The sequence below is a fragment of the Paenibacillus sp. J22P218 genome, assembly GCF_056269195.1.
Genome location: NZ_JBWDNL010000009.1, coordinates 202,473 through 218,176 on the forward strand (window position 1 = coordinate 202,473; position 15,704 = coordinate 218,176).

The 15,704-nt window shown below is 52.5% G+C and carries 9 protein-coding genes; 1 reads left to right on the top strand and 8 read right to left on the bottom strand.

Annotated elements, in window-relative coordinates; translation table 11 throughout:
• Positions 1-9: 9 nt before the first annotated feature.
• The gene (locus AC0YN0_RS29390; RefSeq protein ID WP_442052370.1) at positions 10-885 is read left to right on the top strand and encodes a tetratricopeptide repeat protein; all 876 of its coding nucleotides are present in this window, start codon (positions 10-12) and stop codon (positions 883-885) included.
• A 58-nt stretch (positions 886-943) separates the two neighbouring features.
• Here AC0YN0_RS29390 and AC0YN0_RS29395 read toward each other — a convergent pair whose 3' ends face one another.
• The 8 genes from AC0YN0_RS29395 to AC0YN0_RS29430 form a co-directional block, all read right to left on the bottom strand.
• Positions 944-4,084, bottom strand: a complete 3,141-nt coding sequence (locus AC0YN0_RS29395) for an alpha-mannosidase (RefSeq protein ID WP_475824484.1) — start codon at positions 4,082-4,084, stop codon at positions 944-946.
• A complete protein-coding gene (locus AC0YN0_RS29400) occupies positions 4,072-6,390 on the bottom strand; it encodes a glycoside hydrolase family 3 N-terminal domain-containing protein (RefSeq protein ID WP_475824485.1) in 2,319 nt (772 codons plus the stop codon). Before AC0YN0_RS29400 ends, AC0YN0_RS29395 begins: the two co-directional genes overlap by 13 nt.
• Positions 6,391-6,500: 110 nt before the next feature.
• A complete protein-coding gene (locus AC0YN0_RS29405; RefSeq protein ID WP_475824486.1) occupies positions 6,501-8,141 on the bottom strand; it encodes an extracellular solute-binding protein in 1,641 nt (546 codons plus the stop codon).
• Between the two features lie 120 nt (positions 8,142-8,261).
• Positions 8,262-9,161 carry a carbohydrate ABC transporter permease gene (locus AC0YN0_RS29410; RefSeq protein WP_475824487.1) on the bottom strand — a complete coding sequence of 300 codons (900 nt, stop codon included), beginning with the start codon at positions 9,159-9,161 and terminating at the stop codon, positions 8,262-8,264.
• Between the two features lie 17 nt (positions 9,162-9,178).
• Positions 9,179-10,150, bottom strand: coding sequence for an ABC transporter permease (locus tag AC0YN0_RS29415; RefSeq protein WP_475824488.1), 972 nt, complete (start codon positions 10,148-10,150; stop codon positions 9,179-9,181).
• Positions 10,151-10,446: 296 nt separating this feature from the next.
• Positions 10,447-12,696 carry a helix-turn-helix domain-containing protein gene (locus AC0YN0_RS29420; protein WP_475824527.1) on the bottom strand — a complete coding sequence of 750 codons (2,250 nt, stop codon included), beginning with the start codon at positions 12,694-12,696 and terminating at the stop codon, positions 10,447-10,449.
• Between the two features lie 182 nt (positions 12,697-12,878).
• The gene (locus AC0YN0_RS29425; protein WP_475824489.1) at positions 12,879-14,297 is read right to left on the bottom strand and encodes an alpha-L-fucosidase; all 1,419 of its coding nucleotides are present in this window, start codon (positions 14,295-14,297) and stop codon (positions 12,879-12,881) included.
• Positions 14,298-14,690: 393 nt separating this feature from the next.
• Complete coding sequence (locus tag AC0YN0_RS29430) at positions 14,691-15,704, bottom strand: asparaginase (RefSeq protein WP_475824490.1); 1,014 nt, start codon at positions 15,702-15,704, stop codon at positions 14,691-14,693.

Genomic DNA, 15,704 nt, shown 5'->3' on the forward strand with positions numbered 1-15,704 from the left:
ACTAAGGCTATGATATATAAGGAAACAACCGAGCTGCGATACCGAAAAGTACAACAGCTGCTAGAGTGGAAGCGGTACAAGGAAGCCATCAACGAGGCGCATGAGCTGATTCGCGAGGAGCCGGAGGATGCGTACGCATTCGCGTTGCTCGGACTGATCCATACGCATGCCGAGGATTACCCTCAGGCGCTTCATTGGTCGGCCGAAGCGATTAGGCGCGAGCCCGAGAATGAGCTCGCCTGGTTCGTCCGCGTGAACGCCTACTATGATTCCAGCAACTTCAAGGCGACAGCAGAGGCGCTTCAGGAGGCGCAGCGGATCGATCCTTACCAGCCGCACTATTATTTCATAGCTGCTAACCTGAGCTTGAAGAAAGGCAACTTTCCCGAGGCGAAGGAGCATGTCGAGGGAGCTTTGGAACTGTCTCCGGAAAATCCGCTCTATATCGCCATGTTAAGTTATGTGGAGGCGCTGCTTGGCAGGCACGATGTGTCGAGGTCGCTGGCTAGGTCTTCATTGCGGCTCGAAGTGGAATCGCAAATGAATTACTTGATGCTGGCATGGGCAGCCGACCGGCGCGGTGATCATGAGGATTACCTGCATATGCTGAAGCAAGCGATCCATCTCGATCCCGACGATAAACAAATCCGCGAGGAATATATCGCTGGGCTGCAGAAGAGTTACCGGCTGTACCGCATCCTGCTTGCGCCATTCAAGCTGATCAAGCGAATGAAGCCCTGGCAGATTCTCGTGACGTGGATGGTTGCTTGGCTGTTGTTCCGCCCGCTCGTCATCGTTTTTCTCGTACTCTATGTTTTGATACATTGGTCAACGAAGCTGCTTGTTCATGTGAAGCTCTTCGGCTGGTCATTCCGAAGACGATAAATCAAAGGGGAGTCCCGAACGGTCGCCAATGCACCGTTCGCGGACTCCCCTTTCCCGCTTATTCCGCGTATATGCTTAGAATCTCGAATGGCTTAAAGTTCAATTGAACGGCGCCTTCTTGAATGTCCAGCTTATACAGCTTCTCTTCGAGCAGATTGATAACGAACGCTTCGGTCGTTCCTTGCGGCAAGCCGAGCGTAACCCGCTCGCGCGCGCCAGCTGATTCGTACAGACGGTATACCGTTCCTGCGGCCCGTTCCGCCTTCTTAATCGTATCGAGCAGCACATGCTCGCTCTCGAAGCGAACCATCGCCCGGCTCGCCGGCAATAGACCGCTGCCCGCGACCGCATTGCCAGCCTCAGCAATACGCACCGGATGGTTAAGCTCCGCCGCACGGCGCACGACCCCGGCAGATCGCCAGTCTTGTTCATGAGGCAGCAGCGAATACGTAAATTCATGCTTCCCAATATCGGCTGTAACATCAGGCCAACGCGGCGACCTCAGAAGCGATAGACGCATCGTCGTTCCTTTAATGTCGTATCCGTATTTGCAATCGTTCAGCAGGCTGATGCCATATCCGCCCTCGGACAAGTCGGCCCATCGATGGCCGCACACCTCGTATTGCGCCTGCTCCCAGCTCGTATTCGTATGCGTCGGCCGCTCAAGCGCGCCGAACGGAATTTCATAGGTTGCCTTGCTGGCAACAATATCGACTGGAAATGCGACTTTCAGCAGCCTATGCTCCTCTTTCCAATCCACCTTCGTCTGGAAATCGACACGCTTCCGGTCGTGATACAAGATCATGTCCTGCTCCACTGTCGAACTTCCCAGCTCCCATTTAAAGCGAAGCACGTCATGCGTCTTCCCTTGCAATACGACTTCCCTCGCGATCAGACGAGCCGACGATGCGCGCTGCGAATCGAAGCGCGGGTCGATATCCCACGCATCCCAATTCAGCGGCTTGTCGAAGAACAATTGCAGCTCATTGGCTTTCTCTCCAGCCGCGATTAGCTCGCGCCCAGCCTTCTTGTCGAGCCAGCGTACAATCTCGCCCGCTTCGTTGAATACGATGCGGTAATAATCGGTATCCCATGTGTCCCCGAAAGTCAGTGGCGCCGTGTCAGCAACCGCGGATAACGATGTCTCTGGCTCCCGAAGCCATACGGTTGTATAACCGAAAGCAGGGATCTTCGCTTGGACGCTGAATGCGACCTTGCTTGTCTCTTTGCTAGACTCCGCAACATCGAATACGAGCGGATCGCCGTCCGCGTCGTATGCCGCATAGTGGCGGTATTGCTCATTGACTTGGACGGATACAACCTCATTTCGCTCCCACCCTAAGCTGTTGAACAACACATAAGGCAGTCCCTCGCCTTGCAATGCAACTGCCGAAGCGAGCGAGCGAAGCGAATGGTCCAGCCCCTCTTCGCCTAGTCGGAATACTTCCCCGTATTCGGAAGTCGAAGTCTCGTACGTCTCCGGAATCGCCGTTCCCGGAATAATGTCATGGAACTGGTTCAGCAAGATCAGCTTCCAGCCCTGCTCCAGCTTCTCCAAGGCAGCGGCGGTCTCTTCCCCGCCGCCGATTCCAGCCGATTGCGCAGCCAGTCTGCCCCATATTTCCGCGTCGCGATACAACACCTCGGCTTTGCGGTTATTCCGCTTATTGCGCGCATGTGTCGTATACGTTCCCCGGTGCAACTCCAGATATAGATCGCCATGCCAGTCCGGCAGCGATTGCTTGCGTTCCTCAACCCCGGCGAAGAAATCCGCCGCCGTGCTGAAGATGCTGACCGGCAAATCCACCATCATCGAGGAACGCTCGACGAGCTCCACCATCTCGCGCGTCACGCCGCCTCCGCCGTCGCCATGTCCATACGGCAGCATGAGCTCATCCATCTTATCCTTGTGGCGGAACGATTGCCAATAGTCGTTGATGTTCTTCGGCTTCGTATGATCATTCAGACTGTGACTCAAATAGGAGACGACCGAGGTGCCATCGATGCCAACCCAGTGGAACAGATCGTACGGGAAGGCGTTCGTATCGTTCCACTTCAGCTTCGTCGTCATGAAGTAATCGACGCCAGCCAGCTTCAATAATTGAGGCAGCGAAGCGCAGTAGCCGAACGTATCCGGCAGCCACTCGATGTTCGATGTCCGTCCGAATTCTTCCTTATAGAATAGCTGTCCGTGAAGGATCTGCCGTACGAGCGATTCGCCGCTCGGAATGTTCAGATCCGGCTCTACCCACATCCCGCCGACGAGCTCCCAGCGCTCCTCCGCTACCCGCTGCTTCACCTGCTCGTACAGCTCCGGGTAATGCTCCTTGGCAAAGGCATAGAGCAGCGGCTGGCTTTGCGTATAGACGAAGTCCGGATATTCTTTCATTAGCGTATTCATCGTTGAGAACGTACGGCTCACTTTACGTACCGTTTCCCGGACAGGCCACAGCCAGGCGATATCGATATGAGACTGGCCAACCATATGCATCGTACCGTTCGTTTCCGGCGAAGATGCGAATACGGCTGCGGCTGCGGCGAGCTTCAATTCCAGTCCGCCTGCCCACTCCGCACCGCCATGTCCGGCATCCAACTGCCGCTCGGCTTCATCCATAACCTCATGCAGCGCGTCCAGCAGCTTCAGCCGCTTCCGATCATTCTCGGGAAGCAACGCGATCGATTCGAACAACGCCTGCGCGCTATACAGCAAGCTTTGGACAGGCTTGTTGACAAGCGCGAGCTTAAGCCGCAAATAAGGCATCGGCGGATTGATCGTCGCCTGTGCATTAAGCGGGTCGACAGGCTCAGGGATCGGATCGAATAGCTCGATCTCAACGAGCGGAGACTCTCCTGCGCCTTCTAGATGAAGCGGGACGAACGTGTGATTCCGGTCGAGGCCATGGTAAGGAACGCCGTCCAGACGCAGCATGCCTTCGCCCCCTCCGCCCCCATCCACGATAAGGCCGAATGGAGATCCATTCCAAACCGCAGGAATTGCGAGCTGCTTCCGCAGAAAATACGTAATGCCTTGTTTGCTGTTCAGCGGCTCGAGCGGCTGGAGGACATAATCCTCCGTCTCGTACTCATAGACGCCGGGCAATACGTAACGAGCCTTGCGAAGCTCCCATTCCGGGAGCTCGACGACCTCTTGCCATTGCAGACTTGCGAGTTTCTTCAAAAAACGGTTTATTCGATACATGCCGGTACCTCGCTTCGTACGTTAAGATGAGTGCTGATATAATCCTCGCTGTTCGCTCCAACCATAACGATAAACTCTCCGTCCTCTACAACAGGCTGGAGATCCGTTCCGATGAGCTGCAAATGCTCGCTCGTCACCTTGAAGCTTACCGTCTGCGTCTCTCCCGGCTGCAGGAACACTTTGCGGAAGCCCTTCAGCTCCTTGCCCGGGCGCGTTACGGAGCTTACTTTGTCCGTCACGTACAGCTGCACGACCTCTGCACCTGCCATACTCCCGGTATTCGTAACCTCTACCGACACAACGGTCTCGCCGTCCGGCCGAATAGCAGCCTCCGACAAGCGCAATCCGTCATAGCGGAAGTCTGTATAGCTGAGTCCGTAACCGAACGGATATTGCGGCTTGTTGTCTATCTCCAAGTACCGCTTGCCGCGGCTACGCTTCGCGTTGTAATAGACCGGAAGCTGTCCGACGTCCTTCGGCACCGATACCGTCAGACGGCCGGACGGATTGGCATCGCCGAACAAAATATCGGCAAGCGCGTTGCCGCCTTCCTGCCCCGGATACCAAGCCTCGACGATTGCATGGACGTGCTCGTCGATCCACGGCTCGGTGATCGGCCGTCCGTTCATGTAGACGACAACAACCGGCTTGCCCAGCTTATGCACCTCTTGGATGAGCTCCAGCTGAACGCCCATCAGCGACAAGCCGGCGCGATCGATGCCTTCGCCGCATTCCATATCGCTCCAAGCATGCTCCGTCACGACCGACGCTCCCGTGCGCAGATCGATCGTGCCTTCGCCGAAGTCTCTCGCGCTGGAGCCGCCGACCGCCATAATAATAACATCGGCCTGCTCCGCGCAAGCGAGAGCGTGCTCGAACCCTTCGCGCGAGTCCCCCTTGATTCGGCTGCCGAGCGCATACAGCACCTGATCGTCCGCGCTCTCTCCGAGCTTGGCGCGAATGCCGTCCAGCAGCGTAACGACCTGACCTCGTTGCTGCGGAGACGTGTAATCGCCCAATTGGTTGTACATATGATTCGCGTTAGGACCAATGACCGCTATCTTCCTTGTCCCCTTGCTAAGCGGAAGCGTCTGCGCCTCGTTCTTCAATAGGATGATGCTTTCCTCCGCCACTTGCCTTGCCAGCTGCACATGCGCCTCGCATCCGATCACTTCGGCCGCTAGCGCGGGATCCACATACGGATTCTCGAACAAGCCTAACTTAAACTTCATTTCCAGCACGCGCTTGACGGCCGTATCCAGTACCGCCGTATCCAGCGCTCCCTTATCGATAGCAGCTTGCAGATGCTTGCCGAACATCTCGCCCGACATCTCCATATCGACGCCGGCCTTCAGCGCCAGCACCGCCGCTGCTTCGCCGTCCTCTGCCACGTCATGGCCCCATGCGAGCATATTGATCGCTCCGCAATCGGTAATGACGAAACCGTCAAAGCCCCACTGCTCGCGCAGCAAATCTCGCAGCAAATACGCGCTGGAGGTGCAAGGCACGCCGTCGATCTCGTTGTACGCAGTCATTACCGACTGCGCGCCGGCTTCGATTGCCTTGCGGAATGGCAGCAGGTCCGACTCATGCAGCTCGCGCATTCCCATATGGACCGGACCGGCATTGCGGCCGCCCTCCGAGCTTCCGTAAGCAACGAAATGCTTAAGCGTCGCAATGACGCTGTCCCGCGCATCCAAGCGTTCACCCTGCAGTCCTTCCACTGCCGCAACGGCGAGCTCGCCAATCAAATAAGGGTCCTCGGCGAAACATTCCTCCGTGCGTCCCCAGCGCGGATCGCGCACGACGTCGAGAACAGGCGAATAAGTCGCCGCTCCGCCTTGGCTGCGCGTCTCCAGAGCGATCGCCTTGCACATCTCGCGGTAAAGCTCAACGTTCCAAGTGCTGCCTACATTCAGCGGTACTGGAAAGACGGTCGCTCCGATCGCCATATGGCCGTGCGAGCATTCCTCGCCAAACAAAATCGGAATGCCAAGTCTAGAGTTCTCGATGACATAACGCTGAATGGCGTTAACCGCTCTCGCTCCCTCTTCCGGAGACAAGCCGTTCTCGAGTGTCACCTCGGTCCAAGGGTCGGCGCGAAGCACGCCGTATAATGAGCCGATCCCCCCGTTTCTCACCTGACGGCAGAACTCCTCCGTCAGTACCGCCTCGCCATTTTCCTTCGTATATGTTTTCCAGCCGAACGGTTGCAGCAGCTGGCCTATTTTCTCATCCAATGTCATTTCCGCAAGCAGCAGCGACGCGCGATCCGATGCCCGCAGCGATGAATCCTTATAGTCCACTTATGATTTCCCCTCTCCGATGTCCATAGATAGAAGCAGGAAGCGAACCCAGGGGGTTACACTTCCTGCCCAAGATACAACTATTCGACCCTTGCTTCTAAGGGCTACTACTACTCTTTCTTAATTGCATTTCCGTAAATCTCAAGGTATTTGGCCAAGTTCAAACCTTCGAAGCCTTTTACATATGCATCCCAGTCTTTATCGATGTTTTTGCTGCCGATAATGAACTGTGCCATATTGGATGTTACATAATCTTGAATAGCAGTCGTCAATTGCGATGCTGCATCCATATCATCCGGGCGGATGAATACGCCCGACGGATAAATTTCGGTTGGCGAATATGGAGCATAGGCATTCGTCGCTTGCGCCAAACGAGTCTCATAACCTTCCGCTGCGAGCGGATCTTGGCCAACCGCGAACAGGTCGCGGTATTCTTTGGACAAGTCCCTTGGACCCATCAATGACCAGCTGTCGTTGCGGATTAGATCGGGATCGGCTTCTGGAATGCCGTAGAAGCTGTATTTGGCCGGTTTACCGTCGATATTTTTCTCGTCGGCTTCTGCTTTCTTCCATGCGAAGCCTTCTTCTGTACCGTTTTCGCCCAACAAGGCTCCTTCTTCGCTGAAGGCATAATCCATAATTTTAATAGCCGCGATTTGCTGTGCTTCGCTCGCTTTGTTCGTAAGCGCGAATTGGAACTCGCTAATGCCTTGCGAAGCGCCTGCAAGCTGCACGCCGTCCGGCCCTTTAAGCGGAGGAACGATAACCCAGTGCTGGTGTCTCGTTACTTTGCTGTCATAAGGATTAACCAAATAGCTGACTAGCGCCGTTGTAATGGAACCAACGAGCTCATCGCCCTCGCGGTTGCCCAGCTGTCCAATCGCTTGATCGTTCTGCGTGAACGATGCCGGATCGATCAAACCGTCTTTATAAAGCTTGTTCATATAAATAAGCCCTTGCTTCCAAGCTTCCTGATTAGCGGCGAATTCTACTTTGCCGTCCTTCAGAATCAAATATTTGCTATTGTCGTTATAAATGAAAGAGTTCATCAAAAATGCGTCAACGTTGCCGTTCCAGACATTTTTGTTCGGCGCGCCTGTCAAAGGAATTTCGTCAGCTTTGCCGTTTCCGTTCGGATCTTGCTCCTTGAACGCCTTCAGAACGGTGTACAGCTCATCCGTCGTCGTAGGAACGCCAAGTCCAACCTTGTCGAGCCACTCCTTGTTCATCCAGAATTTCTGGGAGAACGTACAGTGGTAACATTCGTTAAGACGCGGAAGCGCATAAATGTTACCGTCCGTCGCGGTGATCGCTTCTTTGAAGTACGGCTTTTTCTCCATCATCGCTTTAATGTTCGGTGCGTATTTCTCGATCAGATCGTTCAGCGGCAAGAATACGCCCTGCTTGCCGTATGTGAGCAAGTCGGTATGCGTGAATTTGCCTTCCAGGAACACTTCTGGATAATCGCCGCTCGCGAGCAGCAGCTGACGACGGTCGATAAGCGCATCAGCCGGCGCAACGTCCCACTTGATCTTGACATTGAATTTTTCCTCAACATGTTTCGTATAAGTGTTATCTTCCCAAGCAGCCTTGCCCTGTGGCGCAAAAAACGTCATTTCGACCGGACCCGATTCTGTATTTGTTGTTCCGGCGTTATTCGTTTCATTGTTGTCGCTGCCCTTACCGCAGGCCGACAAGATCAATGAGACACTTAATACGAGCGCTAGCATGGAGAATACCGATTTTTTCAATGTTACCCCTCCCGGAATGATTGCTTGTTAGAATGCCTGAATGTACGACTCCTGCTTAACGTAAGCTGTAACGGCATCACCCCTCTCCATTCATTTCCTTAGCCCAGACCTGTTATTCGCTTAGCCCTTCAATGAACCGATCATGACCCCTTTGACAAAATGCTTCTGCACGAACGGGTACATAATGAGCACCGGAACGGAAGCGACGACGATGAGCGCGTATTTCAGAACTTGCTCTAGGCCTTGCACGCGCATTTTGGCGGCGGTGCCCGCAAGCATCTCCGGATCTGCGGCATTTAGAATAAGCAAGTTACGAAGCACATACTGCAGCGGGAACAGCTTCTCCGACCTTAAGTAAATGAGAGCGTCGAAATAGGCGTTCCAATGTCCGACAGCATACATGAGCGTCATGACGGCAAGTATCGGCTTGGATAACGGCAATACGATGCTAAGAAGAAATCTCGTATCGCGGCAGCCGTCGATCTGCGCGGCTTCGGATAATTCCTGCGGAATGGACGCCTGAAAGAACGTTCTGGCAACGATGACTTGGAAGATCGAGAAAGCGCCGGGAAGCCACATCGCCCATCTCGTGTCGAGCATATTGAGGTCCTTCACGAGCAGGTAGGTCGGAATGAGACCGCCGCTGAAAAACATCGTAATCATAAGCAAAATCATAATAGCGTTGCGTCCGTAAAACTTTTTGACAGATAGCGGATAGGCAAGCAGCACGGTAAACAGTAGATTGATCATGGTTCCGATCACCGTATATATAATCGTGTTGTAATAGCCGTACATCAGCTGCGAGCTGTTAAAAATCGATTTGTACGCACGAACGCTGAATTCGACCGGAAACAGCCACACTTGACCGGAAACGACCGCACGCGGCGAACTGAACGACGAGCTGATGATATAGAGCATTGGGTAAAGCACCGCAAGCGTCAGGAGCGCGAGGAAGATGTAGATGACCAGCAGGAACAGCCGATCGCCAAGCGGTTCTTTGATTTTTGTCGTTTTTTGCATCGAATATCCCCCTCCCCTTACCATAGGCTTGTCTCGGAAATTCGTTTCGCAACGAAGTTCACGGTAATCAATAAAATCAAGTTAATGATGGAGTTGAACAGGCCGACGGCTGAGGAAAAGCTGAAGTTCGCGCCGACAAGTCCGACCTTGTACACGTAAGTAGAGATAACTTCGGAAGAGCTCAAGTTAAGCGGGTTTTGCATCAAATAAATTTTCTCGAAGCCAACGCCCATAATGTTGCCAAGACTAAGAATCAGCATGGTGATCGTAATGGGAATCAGTGAGGGAAGATCGATATGGATAATTTTCTTCCATCTGGAGGCGCCGTCCATTCTTGCCGCTTCGTATAATGAAGGATCAACGCCGGCCAGCGCCGCGATATAAATAATCGATGCGTATCCCATTTCCTGCCAAACACCTGACCAAACATAAATGGACTTGAAGTACTCCGGTACGCCCATGAAATTCGTCATTTCTTTGCCGAACATCGTGAACAACCGATCAATGACGCCGACATGCGGCGTAAGCATAAGCATAACGATCGATACCATGACGACTGTAGAGATGAAATGCGGCGCGTAAGTGACCATTTGCACCGTTTTCTTGAACATGCCCGTCCGAACCTCGTTGAGCGCAAGCGCCAGTAAGATCGGAATCGGGAATCCTGCAAGGAGAGAGTAGAAGCTGACGCCTATCGTATTTTTAATAATTAGCCAGAAGTTCGGGGATTCGAAGAAAGCCGTAAAATGTTTCATTCCTACCCATTGGCTGCCCCATATGCCTTGCACGACATTAAAATCCTTGAAGGCGATCTGCACGCCGACCATCGGGATGTATTTGAAAATAATTAAGTAAGCGACCGGTAAAAGAACCAGAAAGTAGAGTTCCCAATGTCTCATTATTTTGCGGGACACCGTTTGCTTGTCGCCGTGCTGTGTACTTTTCCGTAATGTGGTCTTGTTGACCGCATTCGCCTGTGTATGTTGCATTTGGCATTCTCCTTTGCAGCGATTTTACGAAAGCTTAGCTAGATGTCTTGTTGCTTGTGTCCTGGCTCACACTCCGATTCTATCCCCTTTACAAAACATCCATCAATTCGTAAGTTTCTCGCATATCCCCATTTTCGAGAATAGGCTCGAGATGACAATAATTTAGCGAAATGACTGCCTATTTTGCGTTTTTCACATATCCTTAATAATTCGCCGAACCGCCTTAATCCCGCGCTGCGCAAGCAAAAAAAGAGCTTAAGCACGCGGTGTCCGCATGATTAAGGCTCTTCATTGGATTATGCATTATTCGCTTCGTTTCTTTCTCCTAGCTGCTTGCGGAAGTCTCTCGGAGAGAGGCCGACGACGTTCTTGAACGCTCGGTTGAATGAATTGTAATTATAGTAACCGACCTCGCTGCTGATCGATTGCATCGTTTTCTGCGTTTCAAGCAGCATCTTCTTCGCATAATCGATCCGTAAGCCGATCAGGAAGTCGACGAAGTTTTCGCCGAACTCCTCTTTGAACATTTTGCTCAAATATTTGGCGTTCAGTTGGAACTTGCTGCTCAAATAATCAAGCGACAGCTCCGAATTCGCGTAGTTATGCTCGATATAGGAACGAATTTCGATAATAAGTCCTTTATTGCTGTGCGAATCGCGCTGCGCATTGATTTTCTCGACCAGCATCTCGAAGATTCGTTCGCTTTCATTCTGCAGCTCGTCCAGCGTATCCCATCTTTGGATTAACCGCATCAGCTCATTGTGAATGTTGCGCCAGATGCTGCGATAATCCTTGGACAGCTCCATCAGCTCGCCCTCTAGATGGTGGAGGCAGAACTGAATCAAGCTTTCGATTTCTTTGCGCGGGAGCAGCGACTCTCTAATTTGAGCGTAGAATACGCCCAGATGCTTCTTCCAATCAGCCTCGGCAAGGCGAAGCGACTGGGAGAGCAAATAGATGGTTTTGAAATACTCCTGGATTTCCTGCTGCGGCCTAACGGTATCCTCTACCGTTATGAGCCGGTTAGCGCCGAGTACCGCCTTGAACTGCAGGCAATAACTAGCTTTCTCGTACGACAGATGGATTTGCTCGACCGTCGCGGCAGGCTCTCCTTGTCCGATCGTAATATTGAAGCTGACATTTTCCTCGATCCACCCGCGGCAGGCGTCGACGATTTCCTTGCTGCCCGCGATCGGTTCCAGGTCCGAAGGTATCCACAAAATAAGCGATATACGATCGTCACCCGTCCATTCCGCCCACACCGACGCCTTGTTGTTTTTGGCCGTTTCATGAATGACGCTGTATAACGTGAATTTCAACAGCGATTGGTCGCGTTCGTTATACATCTCGGTGAACGCAAGGTACGAGTCGATTTCCATCACGTAGACAACGGCGGTTTTGTCCTGTATATCAATGTCATAGCTGCGAAGCTCGGTATCCCAATTTTCGTCGCTCATCTTCACAGTACCTTCGAGCACATTGCGAAAATGATACTTCTTTTGCATAATCAGCTTTTCTCGATATTGTTCCTGGAAGTGCTTCGTCTCGCTTACGAGGCTCTCGAGAGTCGTTTGGATAAAGCCGAATTCGCCGGCAGTCTCTTTATGCGTTCCGGGAGGCTTGAGCGAATACGTATGAATGAGCGTAACGAGCTGCTGAATCGGTTTATAATTGCGTTTCGTTACATAGATTACCCAAATAATGCCGATTGCGACAACGGCAATCGCAAGCACGAACCAAATGTTATAGAACGTAAGCGCAAGCTTCAAACCTTTCGTTTCTTGAATGCCGCTATTAATTTGCCAACCGGTGTAAGGGGAAGTAAACGTAGACATGATCGCCTGCGAGCCGTCTCTAGAGACAGACTTGGCGTTTGCCGACTGCGTCAGTGACTCCTCGGCCAACACGTCGTTTCCTGCGCTATCGATCATGCTGACGAAGCTGATATCCGAATTGTACATGCGGCCAATCAGCTCCTGGAACTTCGACAAGCTGACGTTCACGACAAAATACCCTTTTCTACTGTTATACGGCGCTTCCTTCACGAGCGTAATGACTTGCTTGATTTCGCTCGTATCGAACGCGCGGAACTCTCGCTTGGCCGTCCATTTTTGGGCGGCGTTTTGTTTCATCGAAAAGTTTTTGATGAAATCCGCATCCCGCAATTCCTCGATCGATCGCGGCGCGTCGCCGAGAACGGCCCCGTCGCTGAAGCGGATGAAATAGACCGAGTCGATAATCGGATAATTGAACTTCAGGTCGTCCATGACCTTAAGCGCCTGCATATTCGCGAACACATCCGTGCCGCTGCTCGTGAAGTAACGGTTAACGTCCGTATTGCTCAGAATTTCCCGGACCACGCGGTAATCAATATCCTTAAGCGATTTATCCGTGAAGTGAATGACCTGCTCGGCCAGAAACTCGTTCGCCTTGACCGCTTCCCGGCGATTTTGTTCATTCAGCGTTTGGAAGAAGACGACGAATAGGATCATCGTAACGATAGTAAACACCGGCAAATACGACAACAACAAACGTCGAAACCACATTTTGTTCAATTCGGTACCCCTTCCCCTCTTGCTTGTCTATCTGTTATACCCTATCCCGCGTTGGATGGACAAGCATTCGGACCGATAGTATTAATATCTACCTTCACAAGCTAACAGATGCGCCAAATATTTCAAAAAACTGACACCTTGTATGGAGGCGTCAGTTTTTTTGACTTCTATCGTTATGGAAGCAATCGGAAAACATGTGCGGCAGGAGCGTGTTCCGCCTGCTCGGACAATGGCATCACAACGCGAAGTCCATCGTCCGTTCGCTCGAAGCGCAGCTTCTCTCCCGTATGGACAAGCTCAATGGCCGATACTTGTTCCGTATACGGAATGGTAATTTCACTAGGAACCGCCATACGATCTTCCTCATATAGACGGAAAGCATATACGGTTCCTTCCTTTTGAGTAAAGGCGAATTCGCCTGTGAAATGAGGCGCGCATATTCTCGTGCCGTATACCGCATCGCCGTATACGTTCATCCAGGCACCAAGCTCCTTAATCGTCGCAATTGCACCCTCTGGCAGCCGCCCGTCCGGCTGCGGGCCAACGTTGAGCGCTAGATTACCGCCTTTGGAGACGACCTCGAGCAGAATGCGAACAACCTGTCTTAAGGACTTATACTTATCCTCGTAGCGGAACGAGAACGAAGTGCCGAGCGTAATGCAGCTCTCCCAAGGTACGCTGAGCGGCTTATGCGGAATGGATTGCTCCGGCGTTACATAGTTTTCGTAAGGACCCCCTACCGTTCGGTCCGCCGACAGCAACCAAGGCTGCGTTTCACGCGCGCGGTCGACTAGTTCGCCGAGTCTAATATCTTGCGGCACTCTGCCTCCGTCGCGCACCCAGCCCGCATCCAGCCACAGCACGTCGATACGCCCGTACTTCGTCAGCAGCTCCATCATTTGCTCATGCGTGAACTGTACGAATTGCTCCCACAGCTCCGGGTATTGCTTCGGATCGTATGACGGTCCGCGCCACATCTCATTGCCCCGCTCCATGTCCGGCGCCCAATAAGTAGGCGTATGCCAATCCGCCTTTGAGAAATAAGCGGCGATGGCTAGTCCTTTGTCGCGGAAGGCATCGAATAAATTTTTGCATATATCGGCGTATTTATGCGTATGGAACGGCGTATCCGATCCCGTAATTTTATAATTGGTCGTCTCGGTGTCCCACATGCAGAAGCCGTCATGATGTTTTGTCGTTAGAATAAAATATTTGAAGCCGCCCTCGGCCGCAAGGTCAGCCCATAGCTCTGGCTGCAGACGGACCGGGTTGAACGTCTTGTTCAAGTCGAAGTATTGGCGCTTCAGCTCTTCGCTGTCGACGCCCCAATCGATGCCGTCCCTCGACCAGTCGCCGTCCTCGTCGCTAAGCGCCCATGATTCAACAACGCCTAGCTGTGAGTACGGGCCCCAATGCATCATTATGCCGAGCTTCTGGTCCTTGAACCACTCCAGCCTCTCGAGAAGAAGCGGATCGCTTGGTTTCACCCATTCTTCCTCGCTGCTGTAATTGTGTACGCCGTTATGCACCTCGTCGGCAGTTTCCTGTACCTGTCCTGCTTGCTCCGCTTGAAGTATTTCTTCATTACTCATATTCGTCCGTTCCTCCCTAATGGTCGCGATTAACTCGGCTCGCGGTTTCATGCTGCCGCCTTGCTACCTTTAGGTATAGTACATAGACGAAGACACCCGCAATTCGCATGTTTCGCTGCAATTGCCGTTTTTCGTTAACGCTTTGTAAAGGCGGGCGGTTTTATTAAAGTTATCTATTTTCCACTAGATTGCTTTTTTCAAGGTGAAACGGCTAACGCCGTCCTTTGGCGGCGTGGCGCTTGTCATTCCGGAGAAATACAAGCATAGAATAAGCATTCCATTTATACTTTCTTATATTTCGGAAAAAACCAAAAACCGCCTCATTTGCGTCCCGGAATCGAACGCAATGAAGCGGTTTTATACGTTTACCATTTAGTCGTTGCCCAAATACTGCTATTCGTTGCGGTTCAGCCGAAACACCGCTTTATTCTCGCCTACGATGACGCCGCCATCATTGCGAACAGCTTTAGGGGCGAGTGCGCATAAACGATCGATCGTCTCCTGATTACGATAGCCGATCTGCTCTAGAATGGATGCGATAATCGTTGGCCAAGCATCCTCTGAGCCGTCGAGCACCTTCAAGGCAAAAGCGATACGTTCGTTGCGCAATGCGAACCCGTAAATCCCCTTCGCTCCTCCCTTAGCTGCAATATTCGGATCCTTCAGCAGGATCGAACATATAAACCAAGGAGCCGACACCATCTCGGCATGCTCGTTCATGAGCCTGCCGATACGGCCTACTGCCCGGCTTGTCCCCTCATCCGCAATAAGATCGGGGCAAGCAAGCTTCAGAAACATACGGGCAATATGGTTGAGCGGCAGCGCATGAACGGGAAGGCCGCAGCCGTCAATGCCGACGCGGATGCTTTCCTTCGGATAATCGGCCATATCCGCTATCGTATCCAGCACATCGACCTGCACCGGATGTTGCGGTTCGCCGTAGCCTTCGAGAGGATAACCTTTCTGCTCGCTGTAAGCAAGAATGCCCATATGCTTGCCCGAGCAGTTGTGATAGAGACGGCGCTTCGGCTTGCTGGCCAATAGCATCTCATCCCTCGAAGCCGGACTAAGCGGATGCGAGTGAGAGCAGATTAACTGCTCCTCGCCGAGGCCGAGCTTGACCATCATCGATTCCAGCGCCTCGACATGATACGGCTCGGCGCGATGGGAGGCCGTCATGATCGTACACTCCTTATCGGTCAAGCCGAACGCTTCAGGCGTTCCATGAACGAAAGCCGGAATCGCTTGGAACGGCTTGGCCGCGGAACGCATATAAGCCATCCATTCCGGATCGCCTGCGCTATAGACGATATTGCCATGCTCATCTACGCCGCATACATGTCCGAAATGAATATTTTCGATATGCCCCCCGCGGTACTGCTCTGCTAATCGAACTGCGGTTTCCAC

Excerpts from the sequence above, each read along its gene's own strand:
- AC0YN0_RS29390 (WP_442052370.1), top strand. The coding sequence starts at position 10 with ATGATATATAAGGAAACAACCGAGCTGCGATACCGAAAAGTACAACAG.
- AC0YN0_RS29395 (WP_475824484.1), bottom strand. The coding sequence starts at position 4,084 with ATGTATCGAATAAACCGTTTTTTGAAGAAACTCGCAAGTCTGCAATGG.
- AC0YN0_RS29410 (WP_475824487.1), bottom strand. The coding sequence starts at position 9,161 with ATGCAAAAAACGACAAAAATCAAAGAACCGCTTGGCGATCGGCTGTTC.
- AC0YN0_RS29415 (WP_475824488.1), bottom strand. The coding sequence starts at position 10,150 with ATGCAACATACACAGGCGAATGCGGTCAACAAGACCACATTACGGAAA.
- AC0YN0_RS29420 (WP_475824527.1), bottom strand. The coding sequence starts at position 12,696 with ATGTGGTTTCGACGTTTGTTGTTGTCGTATTTGCCGGTGTTTACTATC.
- AC0YN0_RS29425 (WP_475824489.1), bottom strand. The coding sequence starts at position 14,297 with ATGAGTAATGAAGAAATACTTCAAGCGGAGCAAGCAGGACAGGTACAG.